Genomic DNA, 16,028 nt, shown 5'->3' with positions numbered 1-16,028 from the left:
TCCGGCGAAAGGTCCGGTGACGCCGAGAGTCAGCCCGCGACAAGCGCGAGGACGAGCGGGATCGTCACGACCGAGGCCAGCGTCTGCAGGGTCACGAGGCCGGCCATGTAGGTCGCGTCCCCGCCCAGCTGCCGGGTCAGGACGTAGGCGGTGGGCGCGGTCGGAATCGCGGCGAAGATCACGAGGACCAGCGCCTCGACCGGCGGAAGGCCGAAGGCCCACGCCGCCCCGGCCGCCAGCGCCGGCACGGCGAGCAGCCGCAGCGCGGTCACGCCGGCGAGAGCCACCGCGTCCGCGCGCAGCCCGTCGGGCCGCAGCGCGGCGCCGACGCAGAGCAGGCCGAGCGGCAGACTGGCCTGGGCGACCAGGCCGAGGAACGCGTCGAGACCGAACGGCAGCCGCGCCCCGAGCAGCGCGAGCGCGAGCCCGAACAGACAGGCCAGGATCAGCGGATTGCCGAGGACGCCCCGGACGATTCGCCCCCCGGCCCGTCCCCCGCCCCCGGTCAGCGCCAGGATCGACAGGACGTTCACCAGCGGCACCGCGACGGCGAGCACGATCGCCGCCCGCCCCAGTCCCTCGGACCCCGCGAGGCTCGCCGTGATCGCGAGGCCGAGATATGTGTTGAACCGGATCACCCCCTGAAGCGCCGGTCCGAACCGCGCCGCCGGGACGGGCCGCCAGAGGCGGACCGCCGCCAGCGCGCCGGCCGCCACCAGGATCGCCGCCACAGCCGCCCCGCCCAGCCGCAGGATCGCCGGATCGCGCACCGGCGCATCCACGAGGCTGGCGACGAGCAGCGCAGGGAACATCACGAAGTAGTTCAGCCGCTCGGCCGCCGGCCAGAACCCGTCCCCCGGAAACCCCGACCGCATCAGCACGAAACCGAGGCAGATCAGCGCGAAGAGCGGCCAGATGGTGACGATCAGCATGGGCGGCGCCCTCCCGGCGCGAATCCACTCGCATCCACACCGGCCCGCACCGGTGCGCAAGCCCCGAGCGGCGCGCGCCCCTCCTGCCCCTCTCACCGAGCCTCGAATATCCCCAGGGGGAGGCCGGCCCACGGGGCCGAACGGGGGCCGGACGCCGCCCGAACTAAATCGATTGCGCCGAATGGCGCTCCGCCGGAGTCGCGACAGTTGACAGGTCTTCTCACCGCCGAATAGCCTTGCTGACGGGAGCGAGGAACAAGGGGCTGCGGCCGATGCCGATGGTGTCTTTTCGCGCGGCCACGCCGTCGGCGGGCCGTCACGGTCGGGGTCACCTCTGATGGCCGACGTGCTTCTGCGGGACATCGGCAAATCGTTCGGCGCCCTGGAAGTTCTCCGCCACATCGACCTCGACATCCGGCACGGGGAGTTCGTGGTCTTCGTCGGCCCCTCCGGCTGCGGCAAGTCCACGCTGCTGCGCATGATCGCGGGGCTGGAGGACATCACGGCGGGCGATCTGCTGATCGACGGCGAGATCTGCAACGACATCGCCCCGCGCGACCGCGGCATCGCCATGGTGTTCCAGTCCTACGCCCTCTACCCGCACATGACCGTGTACGAGAATGTCGGCTTCGCGCTGAAGATGGCCGGCACGCCGAAGTCGGAGGCCGACGCCAAGATCCGCGACGCCGCCCGCATCCTGCAGATGGAGGAACTGCTGGAGCGCAAGCCGGCGCAGCTGTCGGGCGGCCAGCGCCAGCGCGTCGCGATCGGCCGCGCCATCGTGCGGCATCCCAAGGTGTTCCTGTTCGACGAGCCGCTCTCCAACCTCGACGCCGCGCTGCGCGTCGACATGCGGATGGAGATCGCGCGCCTGCACCAGGAGCTGGACGCGACGATGATCTACGTCACCCACGACCAGGTCGAGGCGATGACCCTGGCCGACAAGATCGTGGTGCTCGAGAAGGGCGAGATCATGCAGGTCGGCCCCCCGCTGGAGCTGTACCGCCGGCCCGCCAACCTGTTCGTCGCCGGCTTCATCGGCTCGCCCAAGATGAACCTCTTGCCGGTCCGCCGCACCGGCGGCGACGGTGGCCGGGTCGAGGTCGCCTCGGACGACGTGGCGGCGACGACCTTCGCGCTCGGCCCCGCCGCGGCGGGCGCGCCGGAAAAACTGATCCTCGGCGTCCGGCCGCAGTCGCTGCGCCTCGTGCCGGCCGAACAGGCCCGCATCCGCGCCACCGTCCTGCTGGTGGAGCGTCTCGGCGACGAGACCGTGATGAACGTCCGCCTGCCGTCCGGCACGACCGCGCTGGCCCTCGCCGCCGGCACCGCGGAGGTGGAGCCGGGCGACCGCATCGGCCTCGACTTCGACGCCGCCGAGGCGCACCTCTTCCTTCCCTCCGGCCCGCGCCTTGCGCCCGAGGCCGCGATCGAGGCCATCCCCGCATGAAGATCACCCGCGTCCGCACCGCCGCCAGCCGCGGCCACTGCATGCAGCTCTGGGTCAAGGTCGAGACCGACGCCGGCATCACCGGCATCGGCGAGTGCGTCCACGGCGAGCACGAGGCCATCGCCCTCATCAAGGCGCTGGAGCCGCGGCTGATCGGCCGCGACCCCTTCGCCATCGACGCCATCTTCGAGGAGCTGCGCCGGGGCCACGTCTTCCAGGGCGGCTTCGCCGGCGCGCTCATCACCGCGCTGACGGGGATCGAGATCGCGCTGTGGGACCTCAAGGGCAAGGCGCTGAACGCGCCGGTCTACGAGCTGATGGGCGGCAAGTTCCGCGACCGCATCCGCCTCTATGCCGACTGCGAGATCGAGCCCGGCATGAACATGGACGAGGCGAGGCGCGTCGTCGGCGATGTGGTGGAGCGGGGCTTCACCGCGCTGAAGATCGACCTCGACATCTTCGCCTACGGCCACACCGGCTCCGAGACCGAGCATTACATCAAGGACCCGTTCAATATGACCCCCAACCGGTGGGAGCACGACCGCATGGTCAGGCTCGCCGAGATGGTGGTGGAGCTGGCGGGGCCGGAGGTCGAGGTGGCGTGCGACCTGCACACCCGCTTCGACAAGCATTCGGCGATCCGTCTGGCCCGCGATCTGGAACACCTCAACCTGATGTGGCTGGAAGAGCCGGTCCCGCCCGAGAACGTCGACACGATGCGCGAGATCACGGCCGCCACCTCGACGCCGATCTGCGCGGGCGAGAACCTGTACCTGCGCCACGGCTTCCGCGACCTGATCCAGAAGCACGCGGTCGACATCATCATGCCCGACATCCCCAAATGCGGGGGCCTGTCGGAATGCCGCAAGATCGCGAACATGGCCGAGATCTACTCGATGCCGTTCGCGCCCCACAACGTCTCGTCCCCGATCGGCACCATGGCCTCGGCCCATGTCTGCGCGACGGTCCCGAACTTCCTGATCCTGGAGTGGCACTGGACCACCCGCGACTGGTGGTCGACCGTCGTGGACGAGGGCGAGATCATCAAGGACGGGTACATCGAGATCCCCGACACCCCCGGCATCGGTCTGACGCTCAACGAGGAGGTCGCGCGTCAGCACCAGTTCCCGGGCACCACCTGGTTCGAATGAGAGGAGTTTGACGGCTAGAGCAGTGGGTTTTTCTTGAGTTTCGCAGCGGACGGCCGGGAGGAGAACGGGCCGCCGCTGGCGGACGTCGCCATTCCACAGGGAGGAAACAATGGCACAGAAGTTCACTCGTCGGCACGTACTGAAGACATCCACGGCCCTCGGCGCAGGCGCGCTGATCGGCGGGCCCGGCTTCGCCCAGGAGACGGCGGAGCAGGATCTGCCCGTCGGCGCCGAAGGCAAGCTGACCGTCATCCACCGCACCGAATATTTCGAGGCCGCGCAGACCACGTTCCGGCAGATCTGCCAGGACTTCGCGGACGCCCACAATGTCGAACTCGACATCTCGACCACCAACCCCGAGGCGTTCGGCGACTTCCTCGGCAAGATGTCCGCCGCCGTCCGCGCCGGCAACCCGCCCGATCTCGCCTACACCTCGAACGTGTCGATCCCGCAGATGCAGCTTCTGGGCCTGCTGGAGGACGTGACCGACGTCGTGGAGCAGGCCAGGGAGATGTACGGCGACGTCATGGCCGGGATCAACGCCGAGGAGTTCGGCATGATCGACGGCAGGTGGTATGCCGTGCCGTTCATCGCCAACACGACGGGCACCTTCTTCCGCGGCGACAAGCTGGCCGAGGCGGGGATCGACCCCGCCACGCTGACCACCTGGGACGCCCGGCGGGACGCGGCGCTGGCCATCTCGGATCCCGACAACGGGTTCTACGGCTGGGGCCTGACGGTGAACCAGTCGGGCGACGGCTGGGGCGTCGCGACCTCGATCCTGAACGCCTTCGGCGGACACTTCACCGACGAGAGCGGGACGAAGGTGGAGTTCGATTCGCCCGAGACGCTGGCCGCCTACGAGTGGATCAACGAGACCTACGACCGCGAGGGGCCCTATGCCGCTATGCTGCCGCCCGGCGTCGAGAGCTGGGGCGACATCAGCAACAACGAGGCGTATCTCGCCGGCCAGGTCGGCTACACGCACAACGCCTTTTCGGTCTACGCGGCGGCGAAGCGGGACAACAACCCCGTCTTCCCCGACACCGTCCTGCTGCGGATGCCCGAGGCCAACAACGGCGACAGCCGCGACGGCGGCGCGACGGGCGGCTGGCTGACCATCTTCAAGGGGGCGCCGAACGTGGAGCTGGCCAAGCAGCTGGCGCTGGACCTCCTCGACCCCGAGAACTTCAACCAGATGTCCTCGGTCGCGGGCGGCCTCTTCATGCCCGCGTTCGAGAACCAGTGGACCGACGAGCTGATCGCCGCCGACCCGAACTTCGCGATCATCAAGGAGCAGGTCTCGGTGCCCGAGCCGTTCATCGGCCCGTCCTGGCCGGCGACGCCCAACGCCGCGATCGACGCGATCCGCGCCCAGGGCATCGTCGAGCAGTCGCTCGGCAACATGATCTCGGGCCGGATGACGCCGGAGGAGGCGGTCGCCGACGCGCACCAGAAGATGGTGGACCTCTTCGAGGAAGGCGGCCTGCCGCAGGACTGACGTGACCCAAGGAGGGGCGGTCCCGTGACGGGCTGCCCCGCCCCCGCCGCCAGGAGGGCCGAGGCCATGAGCACCAGCACCCACATTCCCGCCGCCGCGACGCGGATCCCGCGACGCTCCGGCAAGAGGATGAGGACGCTGTTCGGGAAGGACTGGAACGTCGCCTACCCGTTCGTGCTGCCCATGGTCCTCGTCATGGTCGGCCTGATCCTGTGGCCGTTCATCGAGGCGATCCGCCTGTCCGGCACCTCGCTCAACTTCCTGACCGGCGAGACCGGCTGGGTCGGATTCCGCAACTACGCCCGGCTCTGGGACAACAGCGACTACCACCAGGCGATCGGCAACACGGTGCGGTTCACCTTCTGGTCGCTGCTGTGGAAGTTCATCGTCGGCATGACCATCGCGATGGTCCTGAACAGCCGCCTGCCCTGGCGCAACGTGCTGTCGGGCATCATGCTGCTGCCCTGGATCGTGCCCGAGATCGTGACCGCGCTGACGTGGAAGTCGATCTACGACCCGCTGTTCGGCTCGCTGAACCCCATCCTCCTCGGCCTCGGGGTCATCGACCAGCCGCAGGGCTGGCTGTCGGACCACGACCTCGCCATGCCGTCGATCATCGTGGTGAACATCTGGAAGGGCATCCCGTTCTTCGTGCTGCTGCTGCTGGCCGGCCTGAAGGCCGTGGACCGCGAGCAGCTGGAAGCGGCCGAGATCGACGGCGCGTCCGCCGTGCAGCGGTTCCGGCACGTGATCCTGCCGTCGATGCGCTACGTGATCGTGGTCACGCTGCTCCTGTCCTTCATCTCGACCTTCAACCAGTTCGGCCTGCCCTTCCTGATGACCCAGGGCGGGCCGTCCGGCGCGACGAAGCTCTACTCCATCCTCGCCTACGAGAAGGCCATCGCCTCGCTGCAGTACGGCCCCGGCACCGCCATCGCCTTCTCGGTCGCGCCCTTGATGGTCGTCGTGATCTGGCTGCTGGCGCGGTTCATGCGCGCCGACGACAAGGCCGCCCGCGCCCGGACCGAGCCGGGTCTCGGCGACCGGGTGCTCCGGGTCGTCGGCCGTCTTTTCTCGGCGATCCTCGACCTCGTCTTCTGGCCGGCCGAGATGGCGCTGCGCCTGTGGACCCGCGGCGTGGTCGCCGTCCGCCGCGCCCTCGGCAAGCCGCCGGGTCAGCCGATGCTCGGCCGCCGCGGCCAGCGTCGGGCGAGCCTCTGGGGGCGCCTCCTCGTCCTGTCGCCGTTCATGCTGTTCGTGCTGTTCCCGTTCTACTGGGTGCTCATCACCTCGCTGAAGACGACGCCCCAGATCTCCGAGCGGCGGTCGATCTTCTGGCCCGAGCCGTTCACGGGAGAGCAGTACCGCTCGCTGATCCAGGACACGCCGTTCCTGATCTGGCTCGGCAACTCGGTCTTCGTGGCCGCCGCTGCGACGCTGATCTCCGTCGCCTTCGCCTCTCTCGCCGCCTATGCGCTGTCGCGGCTGAAGTTCCGCGGCGCGGGGCTGCTGACGACGTTTCTCTTGATCACCTACCTGCTGCCGGGGACGCTGCTGTTCATCCCGCTCTACCAGATCCTGTCGAACCTCGGGATCATCAACTCCTACGCCGCGCTGATCGCGACGTACCCCACGTTCCTGCTGCCTTTCGCCACGTGGGTGCTGCTCGGCTACTTCCGCTCAATCCCGGTGGAGCTGGAGGAGGCGGCGATGATCGACGGCGCCTCGCGGATCTACGCGTTCTGGAAGATCACGCTGCCGCTGGCCGCGCCGGCGATCCTGGCGGTGACGCTCTTCGCCTTCACGACGGCCTGGAACGAGTTCCTGTTCGCCTTCGTGTTCATCACGTCCGAGAACCTGCGGACGCTGCCCATCGGCCTGCAGTCGATGGTGGTGGGCGACATCCTGCCCTGGGGCAAGCTGATGGCGGCGTCGCTGCTGACCGCGATCCCGGTGGCGGTGCTCTACATCTACGCCCAGCGCTACCTGGCGGAGGGGCTCACGGTCGGCGGGGTGAAGGGGTAGCGGGGCGACACGGGCACCGCAGCGGTTGGTTTCACCCAGCCTATAGCGGAGCGGGAGGGGTGGACCTTTCCCGGCCCGGAACAGCCGCGAAGCGGCCCGGGCCGAAGTCTCCGACCCGGCGGCGAACCGGCTTGCACCGCCGGATGGCTTGATATCAATTCATCCGCAGAAGATCCGGGGGAGCGCGCGATGATCACCGTCTACGGCGAGGGCCGCGGCTTTCGCGTGCTCTGGATGCTGGAGGAGATGGGCCTGCCTTACCGGCTGGTCGACATCGACCTGTTGTCGGACGCGCCCCACGATCCCGACTTCCTTGCCATCAATCCGTCGGGCTTCATACCGGCCATACGGGACGGCGAGGTCGGGATGGTGGAGTCGATCGCGATCCTCGAGGTGCTCGCCGCGCGTCACGGGCCGACGCCGCTGGTGCCGGCGCAAGACGATCCGGCCTATCCTACCTACCGGCAGTTCCTGCTCATGGGCGAGGCGGGCATCGCGACGGCGGCCTTCTATCTCATGAACCTGCGCCGGGTGTCGGGCGAGGAGGACAGTCCCGGCATCCGCTTCGCGAGATACCAGTTCGACAGCCGCGTCGCCCTGGTGGCGCGTCAGCTGGAGCGGACGGAGCATGTGGCGGGGGACGCGTTCACCGCGGCCGACATCTCGGTCACCTACGGGCTGAACCACGGCACGATCTATTCCGGCCTCGCCGTGCCGGAGGTGGTGGAGACGTACCTAGGGCGGGTGCGGTCGCGGCCGGCCTACCGGCGGGCGGTGGAGGCGTCGACGCATTCCAAGGCGTTCCTGCCGGAGGGGGAGCGGGGGGCGACCGGCGCGTGACGAGGGGATGCCCGATCCCGGAGTGCGGCCGGGGCATGCGTGTGGACCCCGGCATTGCGGATGGCATGGGCGGATCGGCCCGGGCGGGTCGAGCCGCGCTTTGATTCGCAGTCGGGTCGTCGCCTGACGGCGCCGACCCGCGGGGGGCGCTGCCCCCCGTCCTGCCGGAGGCAGGACTCCCCCCGGGATATTTGTGGCTCGATGAGAGGAAGGGGCGGGCCGCGGGCGGCGCGCTCCGCTCGGCCTCCCCCGGGGGCGCGCTACAGCCGGATCACGTCCGGAAACTCCGGCCGGAGCACCTGCAGCGCCGCGCGGATGTAGCCGAAGCAGTAGGCGAAGGCGATCGCGTGGTCCTCGTCCGCGTCGCAGGAGGGGACGTGGTCGGGCATCACCATGTGCTCGTAGCCGAGCTCGGCCAGCACGCGCAGCACGGCGATCATGTCGAGGTCGCCCTCGTCGGGGAACGTCTCCATGAAGGACAGGCGCCGCCCGCGGATGTTGCGGTAGTGGATGTTGAAGAGCTTGCCGCGTGTCCCGAACCAGCGGATGACGTCTGCCATCTCGGCGCGCGGATCCTCCATCATCTCGGCCACCGTGCCGACGCAGAAGTTGAGGCCGTGCCACGGGCTCTCGTGCATCTGCACGAAGCGCTTCAGCCCCTCCACCGTCCCCAGCACCCGCGTCACGCCGCGGTAGCCGGGCGGCGTGTACGGGTCGTGCGGATGGCAGGCGAGGCGGACCTTCGACGCCTCGGCCACCGGCACCACGGCGGCGAGGAAGCGGTCGATCCGCGCCCAGTTCTCCTCTTCGTCCAGCACGCCCGCCAGCCCTGGGGGCGCGTCCCGGTCCATCTTCTCCCACCGGAAGGTGGAGTTGAGCGAGCCGCCCCTGCCCCGCTCCGGCTCCGACCGCGGGATGCCGATGAGGTTGAGGTTGTACTTCGCCGCCGGGATGCCCGCCGCGCCGATCCGTTCGATCAGGCGGCAGATGCTGTCGATCTGCCGGTCGCGATCCGGCCCGTCGGTCAGCACGTCGGGCGAGGCCTGCTCTTCCACCGGGCGCGAGTTCATCGGCAGCTCGACCATCTCGAGCACGAGGCCGCACGCCTCCATCCGGTCGCGGTGGCGTTCCAGGTCGTCCAGGGTCCAGTCGTGGGGATTGCCGGCGGGGTCGGCGCAGACATGGCCGACGCCCAGCTGCGCGAAGCGGCGATACTCGGCGTCGGTCGTGACCCGGTTCTGGGTGCCGACGTGCATCAGTGCACCAGATGGCCGAGGAAGCCGGTCCTCTCCGCATCCCACTCGGTCGATTCCGCGAACAGGCCGGACCAGTCGACCAGCCGCTCCTCCAGCGCCTCCTCGACGATGTCGATGCCGAGGCCGGGCGCCTCGGGCACCGGCACGTAGCCATCGGAGCCCATGTAGTCCTTGTCCAGCCCGGTCACGATGTCGGTGTACCAGGGGATGTCGAGGGCGTGGTTCTCCACCGCCATCAGGCTCGCCAGCGACGCGGCGAGGTGGACGTTCGCCATGAACGCGATGGGCGAGCAGCAGGCGTGCAGCGCGGTCGGGATCTGGTGCCGCTCGGCATGGTCGGCGATCTTCTTGGTCTCGGTCAGCCCGCCGGAGGACAGCATGTCGGGGTGGATGATGTCGAAGGCGCGGGTCTCGATCGCCTCGCGGAAGCCCTCGAAGAGGTAGAGGTCCTCGCCCGCCGCGACCGGCGTCAGCAGCGCCTCGGCCACGCGGCGGTGGCCCTTGATGTCGGTCCAGGGCAGCACGTCCTCGATCCAGGCGAGGTTGTAGGGCTCCACCGCGCGGCCGATGCGGATCGCCTCGTCCTCGGTCACGAAGCCCTCGCCGAAATGGTCGGTGCAGAGCGATATCCCCGGCCCCACCTCGTCGCGGACGGCGGCGCAGACCTCGCGGACGTAGTCGAGCCCGGCCTCGGAGATGCGGGCGCCGGCGCCGCGGCCGGGGGTGTGGAACTGGCGGTACTGGGGGTATTCGTACTTGGTGTCGCTGCCGACCATGCCGCCCTCGAAGCCCTCGAACATGCGGGCCGAGAGGTCGAACTTGATGAAGGTCAGGCCCATCTCCTTGCGGCTGCGCACCACCTCGCGGAACGCGTCGGGCGTGGGATCGTCCGGCGTCGGCGTGTCGCCGTAGACGCGCACGCGGTCGCGGAACTTGCCGCCGAGCAGCTGGTAGCAGGGGATGCCGTAGACCTTGCCGACGAGGTCCATCAGCGCGATCTCGATGGCGCAGACGCCGCCGGCCTCGCGGCTCTCGCCGCCGTAGCGCTTGATGCGGCGGAACAGGTACTCGACGTTGCAGGGGTTCTGCCCGACGATCAGCGGCTTCAGCCGCAGGGCGGTGTCGGGGTGCGCGCCGTCGCGCACCTCGCCCAGGCCGTAGACGCCCTGGTTGGTGTCGATCCGGATGATCGGGTGGATCCCCTGCGCGCGGATGGTCGCCACCCGGATGTCGGTGATGCGCAGCTTCGTCGGCTCGGACGCGCGGCGCACGGCGTTCTCGGCGGTCTCTCCCGGATGCTGGTTCATGTCTGTCCTCCCTCTCCTCCCGCCGACTAGAGCCCGCCGCGCCGGTTCAGGCAACTCCCCGCTTGCGGCGGGCGGCGCGGAATGGAACCCTTCGCGCGAGGCGGCCCGGGAGGGGTCGAGGGAGGATTGAGATGGTGAAGCTGCATGTCGACGACCCGGGCCTGATCGAGCCGATCGAGCGCCCGTCCGCGGAGCTGGTGGCAAGGGTGCGCGAGGTGGGCGCCGCGACCGCGAGCGCGACGCTCGCGCACATGGGGATCCGCAACTGCCACATCGTGGGGCCGACCTGCTGGACCCCGGGCGAGGCGATCGCGGGACCGGCGGTGACGCTGCAGATGATGCCCAAGCGCGAGGACCTGTTCGAGGAGGGCGAGTACGCCGACGTCGAGAAGCAGCTGCACCGCCACGTCCTCTACCAGGTCGAGGCGGGCGACGTGGTGGTGGTGGAGGCGAGGGGCGACATGACCTCCGGCATCTTCGGCGACATGATGAGCACCTACTTCCGCGGCAAGCGGGGCGCCGGAATGGTGATCGACGGCTGCGTCCGGGACTGGGCCAAGATCAAGGAGCTCGGCATTCCGATGTGGATCAGGGGCGTGACGCCCAACTACCACGCGCAGACGAACCTGATGCCGCTGGCGGTGAACGTGCCGGTCGCCTGCGGCGGTGTCACGGTGCTGCCGGGGGACATCATCGTCGCCGACGACGACGGCGCGGTCTGCGTGCCGGTGAAGCTGGCCGAGCAGATGGTGGAGAAGGCGCACAAGGACCACGGCTGGGAGGGCTTCTCGAAGGAGAAGCTGTTCGCGGGCGAGTCGCTGAAGCGGTACTATCCGCTGCACAAGGACGCGTACCCGGAATACGAGGCCTGGCTGAAGGCGAAGGGCGAGAGCCCGGACAAGTAGCGCCCGGCCGGGCCGGCGGAGGGGGGCTGTCTGCCCCCGCGGCTGACGCCGCCCCCCCGAGGATATTTATGGCTCGGTGAGAGGGAGGGGCGCGGGCCCGACGACGACCCGCGGCGCCCGAGCGGCTGGCGCGCCCCTGGACAGTGGCAGTAGCGCGCGGCGACCGTTCACCCCCGCGTCAGGCCCTCCGTCGCCGGGAGCGGCGAGGGCTGGGTGACCAGCTCGGGGCGGCGGCGCTCGTAGAAGGCGTTGCCGCCGGCCGTCACGGTGTAGTGCATGTTGTTGTAGCCGGCGCGGTAGGTGGCGGCGTGGAAGAACATCGCCCGGCCGACCGACGGATGCCGCTCGCCCCGCAGGACGGCGGCGGCGGCGGCCTGGACGTCGGGCAGCGCGCGCGACGGCATGGGGTTGGTCATGATGCCGGGGGTGAACTGGCCGCGCTGGGCGACCACGCCGCAGACCGTATCGGGGAAGTCGTCCGAGGCGACGCGGTTCATCACCACGCTGCCGACCGCGATCAGGCCGTCGCGACTGGAGCGGTGGCTCTCGAAATACATCGCCCGGGTCATGCAGTCGAGCGCGCTGGCATGCACCGCTGGCCTGCGGCTGCAGCCCGCGGCGGCCGCCAGGATCGCCAAGCCCAGGAAAATCCGTCGCATCGCCTGCCCCATCGCCCTGCCCTCTTTTTCCGGCAAGGCTAGCAGGTCGGGCGGGCGGCGTTCAATCGCCGCCCGCCTGCAGATCAAAGGTCGGGCAGCATCGCCGTCGGCCGGTCGGCCATCTGCGCCAGCTTCACCTGCATCAGGATCGACAGCTCGTCGTAGTTCGTCCATTCGTCGACGATGCGGCCGTTCTTGTAGTGGAAGTGGCTCATCCCCATCACCTGCACCCGCTTGCCGGTCGGCGCGCCGAGCGATTCGAGGATCCCCCAGCCGAGGTGGTGCCCCTCGATCAGCCAGCGCACCGCCACCTTGGTGCCGCCCTCGTCCGAGGGGACCGAGCAGATATGCTGCGGCATGAAGGCGCCGTCGGGGATTGTCCCGTAGAGGCCAATCGTCTGGTGCATGACCGAGGCGATGCCGTACAGCTCCTTCATCAGCGGCCCGTGCCACTGGACGGTGGGGGCGTAGACGTCCTTGATCCTGCCGAACATGCGGCGGTTGTGGACCTCGTGCAGCCATTCCAGCGTCTCGCGCTCGATGTCGTTGCTGGCGATGGAGGTGTCCGCCTCGGCCTCGGGCGGGTACTGGCCGATCAGGCGCCGCGTCTCGCCGATGTCGATGGCGAGGAGGCCCTTGTCGAAGTAGCTCTGCGCGAGGTTCTCGGCGAAGGCATCGACGTCGATGCCGACCTGGCGGAGCTGGGCCATCGAATCGACCACCAGCCACTCGCGGTAGATCATGTTCTCGAACACCATGCAGTCGGCGATGGTGCGGGCGACGAAGGTCCTGCCCGTCGGCTTGCCCCACGGACCCGGCTGGGTGTGGCGGCCGGACCCGGTGACGAGGTGCGAGGTGTAGAACCCCTCCTGGTCGTTGCCGCCCCAGATCACGTGGGTCGCCATGCCCCGCCGCTCGGGCAGCATGCACAGGCGCTGGATGGTATTCTGGACCACGTCCTCGCGGTTGTAGACCGTGCCGGTCGAGGAATAGACGACGCAGTTGTGGGTATAGTGGGTGTAGATCAGGCCCACGTCCCGCTCGTCCCAGATGCGGTGGGTGCAGCGGACGATGTAGTCCACGATGTCGGTGTAGATCGGATCGAAGCCCTGCATCGACTGCGCTCGCGGGCGGTCGGTCGGCACCATCCGGGTGAAGTCCAGACGCTCGGGCTGGAGCACCGCCTCGCCGGACGGGGCTTTGCCCCCCTTGCCGGAGCCGTTTGACCTGGGCGCGTCGGCGCCGGTATCTGCGGGGGCTGTCATGACCTCTCCTGTCGGGTTGTGGGCCCCGGCCGGGAGCGGTCCCGCCGGGCTGTCGGTGCGGGGTCTACACTGACAGGTTTGCATACGATTGCAAGCATCAGCTGCCGCGGCGGAAGATCGACTGCATCCGCGTCATCACGTCGACGCCGAGCTGTCGCATCAGGTCAAGCACGTCGAGCGGCACCCAGTTCTCGCGGATCCGGCCCTCGTGGTGCAGGTAGAAATCCATCACCCGCATGCCGACGATCCGTCCCGTCGCCGGAAGGCCGAAGAGGTTCGGCCCGGCATGGCGGTCGACACGGCTGGGCCAGCCGCCGGTGACGGAATAGGGGCCGTCGCCGATGCGGATGTAGTGCCCGCCGCCGGTCGCCGCACGGGCGGCCGCGACCTCGTCGGCGTCCGCCTGCGTGGCCGGGCGCGGAAAGGCGGCGCGGAACGGCATCTGGTGATAGTCGACGAAGCCCTGCAGGCCGCGGGCCATGCCGATGCCGCTCGGCCCGTACCACATCATCCTCTCGTGCCAGTGGTCCTTCTGCGGCATCTCCAGCAGGCCCTGCCGCCCCCGCCCTTCGGTATCGGCGAAGGCGTGGAGCGTGGCGTGCATCGCCAGCGTCTGCGCGATGCTGGCCTCGCCCTCGGCCGCATCGGACGGCGCCAGCCGCACGCCGTCGCCGGTGATCGGGCCGGGCCAGCGCCCCTCGGTCCCGAGGCTGGGCGGCAGCGGCCAGAAGCCCGCCTGGCGGATCAGGTCGAGCACGTCCCACAGGCAGTTCGACTGCACGATCCGTCCGCCCTCGACCCGGTGCACCTCGCCGTAGCGCAGGAAGACGGGGCGGCCGGTGGCGGGAATCGTGAGCCAGTCCTGGCGGAAGGTGCCGCAATAGTGGCCGACGGCGGCGACGTATGTGCGGCCGTCGTAGCTGCCGGCGACGAAGATGTCGTCGCGCCGCTCGAGGTCGGGGATGGCCTGCAGGAGCGGCCCCCAGGCGCCCTCGGCGATGGCCTCGGCCCCCTGCATCTCGTCGATCGGGCAGGAGCCGCGCCATTCGGCGTCCGGGGCATAGAGCGCCTGCAGGCGCCGCGGCAGGTCCGCCGGCTGCGCCTCGGCCAGCGCCCTCAGCCCTTCCAGGATCCCCGCCCTGTCGATGTCGCCCGTGCCGGTCATCCGCCCCTCCGACCCCCGGTTCCGCCGGGTTCCAGAAAATTCTTGCAAACGTATTCAACACCTCCTAGCCTCTACGTCAACGCGCGAGACAGCAGGGTCGCAAGAAACCCGGCGGCGCGCGGCGGAGCCCCCGGAAAGGGACCGCACGACCCGTGCCCGCGGCCCCTGGGAAGGACGCCGCGCCACCACCTTCAGAGAGGGAACTTCATGAACAAGACGCTCCTGTCCACGACCGCCGCGCTGATCGGCCTCGCCGGCGCCGCCGCCGCGCAATGCACGATCGAGGGCGAAGGCTCCGTCCGGATCCTCGCCAACGACTTCCAGGCGCTGCACGCGGTCGTCGCCCGCGCCGCCGAGTGCGCGTCCGACACCGTCGAGGTGACGACGAACGAGACGACCGAGCACAAGGACATCCAAGTCGCCGCGCTGTCGACCGACCCGGCCGCCTACACCGTCGCCGTGGTGGCGAACGGCAGCCTCGTGCCGCTGCTGAACGAGGGCCTGACCCGTCCGCTCGACGATCTGGTGGAGCAGTACGGCCAGAACCTGCAGGAAAGCCAGCTGATCCGCATCGACGGCCAGATCATGGCCATCGCGTTCATGGCGAACAGCCAGATGCTGCACTACCGCGCCGACATCCTCGAGGAGAACGGCATCGCCGTGCCGACCACCTACGAGGAGCTGATCGAGGCCTCCGCCGCGCTGCGCGAGGCCGGCGTGATGGAGACCCCGCTCTACGCCAGCTTCAAGCCCGGCTGGGACCTCGGCGAGGAATTCATCAACATGTACATGGGCTCGGGCCAGCCCTTCTTCGAGCCCGGCTCCGCGGTCCCCGCCATCAACAACGAGGCCGGCATCGCCGCCCTCGAGATGATGAAGCAGATGACCGAGTACATGGGTCCCGACATGATGACCTACAACTCGAACGAGGCGCAGCCCTACTGGGAGAACGAGGAAGTCGCCTTCATGACCGGCTGGGGCAGCCGCACCGCCGCCTTCATCGACGAGAACGGCGCCACGCCCGAGATCGCCGCCGAGACCGAGGTCGTGGCGATGCCCGGCTGGGGCGGCAACGGCATCCCGGCGACGACACTGTGGTGGGACGGCTTCGCGATGGCCAAGAACATCTCGGACGAGGACGCGGCAGTGTCCTTCCAGGCGATGATGTACGCCCTGTCGCCCGAGCTGGTGGCCGATCCCGAGACCGCCGCGCTGGCCGCGTGGCTGGTGAACGGGTACGAGCCGCAGCCCGCCGCGGCCGGCGTGATCGCCAACATGCAGGCCGGCGCCGCGCCCTACCCGATGACGCCCTACATGGGCCTGCTGCACACCGCGCTGGGCGACAACCTGGCCGAGTTCCTGCAGGGCCAGGAGAGCGCGGAAGAGGCGCTGGAGGACGTGGTCGCCGCCTACACGACCGCGGCCACCGAGGCCGGCTTCATCCAGTAAGCCAAGACCCGAAGGGCGGCGCCCGGTCGCCGCCCTCCACCCCCTCTCCCCGCCACCGAGACCAGCCCCGCCGCGCGGCCCTGCCCCCGCGCGACCGGCCTGGCCTTGCCCGCCCCGCGACGT

At 69.6% G+C, this 16,028-nt stretch carries 13 protein-coding genes; 7 read left to right on the top strand and 6 right to left on the bottom strand.

Annotated elements, in window-relative coordinates; translation table 11 throughout:
- Positions 1 to 29 precede the first annotated feature (29 nt).
- A complete protein-coding gene (locus A37W_RS0101645; protein WP_018301286.1) occupies positions 30 to 932 on the bottom strand; it encodes an AEC family transporter in 903 nt (300 codons plus the stop codon).
- A gap of 337 nt (positions 933 to 1,269) precedes the next feature.
- Here A37W_RS0101645 and A37W_RS0101640 point away from each other — a divergent pair, with 337 nt between their 5' ends.
- The 5 genes from A37W_RS0101640 to A37W_RS0101620 all read left to right on the top strand — a co-directional run bounded on the left by A37W_RS0101640 (position 1,270) and on the right by A37W_RS0101620 (position 7,899).
- A complete protein-coding gene (locus tag A37W_RS0101640; protein ID WP_018301285.1) occupies positions 1,270 to 2,382 on the top strand; it encodes an ABC transporter ATP-binding protein in 1,113 nt (370 codons plus the stop codon).
- Positions 2,379 to 3,533, top strand: coding sequence for a mandelate racemase/muconate lactonizing enzyme family protein (locus tag A37W_RS0101635; RefSeq protein ID WP_018301284.1), 1,155 nt, complete (start codon positions 2,379 to 2,381; stop codon positions 3,531 to 3,533). Before A37W_RS0101640 ends, A37W_RS0101635 begins: the two co-directional genes overlap by 4 nt.
- A 109-nt stretch (positions 3,534 to 3,642) precedes the next feature.
- Entirely contained in the window at positions 3,643 to 5,034 is a 1,392-nt protein-coding gene (locus tag A37W_RS22630; protein WP_018301283.1) for an ABC transporter substrate-binding protein, read from the top strand.
- A 66-nt stretch (positions 5,035 to 5,100) separates the two neighbouring features.
- Entirely contained in the window at positions 5,101 to 7,059 is a 1,959-nt protein-coding gene (locus A37W_RS22625) for an ABC transporter permease (RefSeq protein WP_018301282.1), read from the top strand.
- A gap of 189 nt (positions 7,060 to 7,248) precedes the next feature.
- Positions 7,249 to 7,899, top strand: a complete 651-nt coding sequence (locus A37W_RS0101620; protein ID WP_018301281.1) for a glutathione S-transferase family protein — start codon at positions 7,249 to 7,251, stop codon at positions 7,897 to 7,899.
- Between the two features lie 260 nt (positions 7,900 to 8,159).
- Here the strand turns inward: A37W_RS0101620 and A37W_RS0101615 are convergent, their stop codons facing one another.
- Together A37W_RS0101615 and A37W_RS20690 are read right to left on the bottom strand one after the other, a co-directional pair.
- A complete protein-coding gene (locus tag A37W_RS0101615) occupies positions 8,160 to 9,155 on the bottom strand; it encodes a mannonate dehydratase (protein ID WP_018301280.1) in 996 nt (331 codons plus the stop codon).
- Positions 9,155 to 10,462 carry a mandelate racemase/muconate lactonizing enzyme family protein gene (locus A37W_RS20690; RefSeq protein ID WP_018301279.1) on the bottom strand — a complete coding sequence of 436 codons (1,308 nt, stop codon included), beginning with the start codon at positions 10,460 to 10,462 and terminating at the stop codon, positions 9,155 to 9,157. The genes A37W_RS0101615 and A37W_RS20690 overlap by 1 nt, the downstream gene beginning before the upstream one ends.
- Before the next feature lie 131 nt (positions 10,463 to 10,593).
- On the opposite strand from A37W_RS20690, the gene A37W_RS0101605 reads away from it, so the two are divergent.
- Positions 10,594 to 11,367 (top strand): ribonuclease activity regulator RraA, encoded by a 774-nt coding sequence (locus A37W_RS0101605; protein WP_018301278.1) that lies wholly within the window; start codon positions 10,594 to 10,596, stop codon positions 11,365 to 11,367.
- Positions 11,368 to 11,534: 167 nt separating this feature from the next.
- Here A37W_RS0101605 and A37W_RS0101600 read toward each other — a convergent pair whose 3' ends face one another.
- The 3 genes from A37W_RS0101600 to A37W_RS0101590 form a co-directional block, all read right to left on the bottom strand.
- The gene (locus A37W_RS0101600; RefSeq protein ID WP_156169254.1) at positions 11,535 to 12,026 is read right to left on the bottom strand and encodes a cell wall hydrolase; all 492 of its coding nucleotides are present in this window, start codon (positions 12,024 to 12,026) and stop codon (positions 11,535 to 11,537) included.
- Between the two features lie 83 nt (positions 12,027 to 12,109).
- The gene (locus A37W_RS0101595) at positions 12,110 to 13,291 is read right to left on the bottom strand and encodes a nuclear transport factor 2 family protein (protein ID WP_018301276.1); all 1,182 of its coding nucleotides are present in this window, start codon (positions 13,289 to 13,291) and stop codon (positions 12,110 to 12,112) included.
- Between the two features lie 97 nt (positions 13,292 to 13,388).
- Complete coding sequence (locus A37W_RS0101590) at positions 13,389 to 14,456, bottom strand: nuclear transport factor 2 family protein (RefSeq protein ID WP_018301275.1); 1,068 nt, start codon at positions 14,454 to 14,456, stop codon at positions 13,389 to 13,391.
- A gap of 207 nt (positions 14,457 to 14,663) precedes the next feature.
- Here A37W_RS0101590 and A37W_RS0101585 point away from each other — a divergent pair, with 207 nt between their 5' ends.
- Complete coding sequence (locus tag A37W_RS0101585) at positions 14,664 to 15,905, top strand: ABC transporter substrate-binding protein (protein WP_018301274.1); 1,242 nt, start codon at positions 14,664 to 14,666, stop codon at positions 15,903 to 15,905.
- Positions 15,906 to 16,028: the final 123 nt, after the last annotated feature.

The sequence above is a fragment of the Wenxinia marina DSM 24838 genome (genome assembly GCF_000379485.1).
GTDB lineage: Bacteria > Pseudomonadota > Alphaproteobacteria > Rhodobacterales > Rhodobacteraceae > Wenxinia > Wenxinia marina.
This window is presented reverse-complemented; position numbering and strand designations above follow the sequence as displayed.

Bases quoted from the DNA above. Each gene is read 5' to 3' on its own strand.
- A37W_RS0101645 (WP_018301286.1), bottom strand. From the start codon at position 932: ATGCTGATCGTCACCATCTGGCCGCTCTTCGCGCTGATCTGCCTCGGT.
- A37W_RS0101640 (WP_018301285.1), top strand. From the start codon at position 1,270: ATGGCCGACGTGCTTCTGCGGGACATCGGCAAATCGTTCGGCGCCCTG.
- A37W_RS0101635 (WP_018301284.1), top strand. From the start codon at position 2,379: ATGAAGATCACCCGCGTCCGCACCGCCGCCAGCCGCGGCCACTGCATG.
- A37W_RS22630 (WP_018301283.1), top strand. From the start codon at position 3,643: ATGGCACAGAAGTTCACTCGTCGGCACGTACTGAAGACATCCACGGCC.
- A37W_RS22625 (WP_018301282.1), top strand. From the start codon at position 5,101: ATGAGCACCAGCACCCACATTCCCGCCGCCGCGACGCGGATCCCGCGA.
- A37W_RS0101620 (WP_018301281.1), top strand. From the start codon at position 7,249: ATGATCACCGTCTACGGCGAGGGCCGCGGCTTTCGCGTGCTCTGGATG.
- A37W_RS0101615 (WP_018301280.1), bottom strand. From the start codon at position 9,155: ATGCACGTCGGCACCCAGAACCGGGTCACGACCGACGCCGAGTATCGC.
- A37W_RS20690 (WP_018301279.1), bottom strand. From the start codon at position 10,462: ATGAACCAGCATCCGGGAGAGACCGCCGAGAACGCCGTGCGCCGCGCG.
- A37W_RS0101605 (WP_018301278.1), top strand. From the start codon at position 10,594: ATGGTGAAGCTGCATGTCGACGACCCGGGCCTGATCGAGCCGATCGAG.
- A37W_RS0101600 (WP_156169254.1), bottom strand. From the start codon at position 12,026: ATGCGACGGATTTTCCTGGGCTTGGCGATCCTGGCGGCCGCCGCGGGC.
- A37W_RS0101595 (WP_018301276.1), bottom strand. From the start codon at position 13,291: ATGACAGCCCCCGCAGATACCGGCGCCGACGCGCCCAGGTCAAACGGC.
- A37W_RS0101590 (WP_018301275.1), bottom strand. From the start codon at position 14,456: ATGACCGGCACGGGCGACATCGACAGGGCGGGGATCCTGGAAGGGCTG.
- A37W_RS0101585 (WP_018301274.1), top strand. From the start codon at position 14,664: ATGAACAAGACGCTCCTGTCCACGACCGCCGCGCTGATCGGCCTCGCC.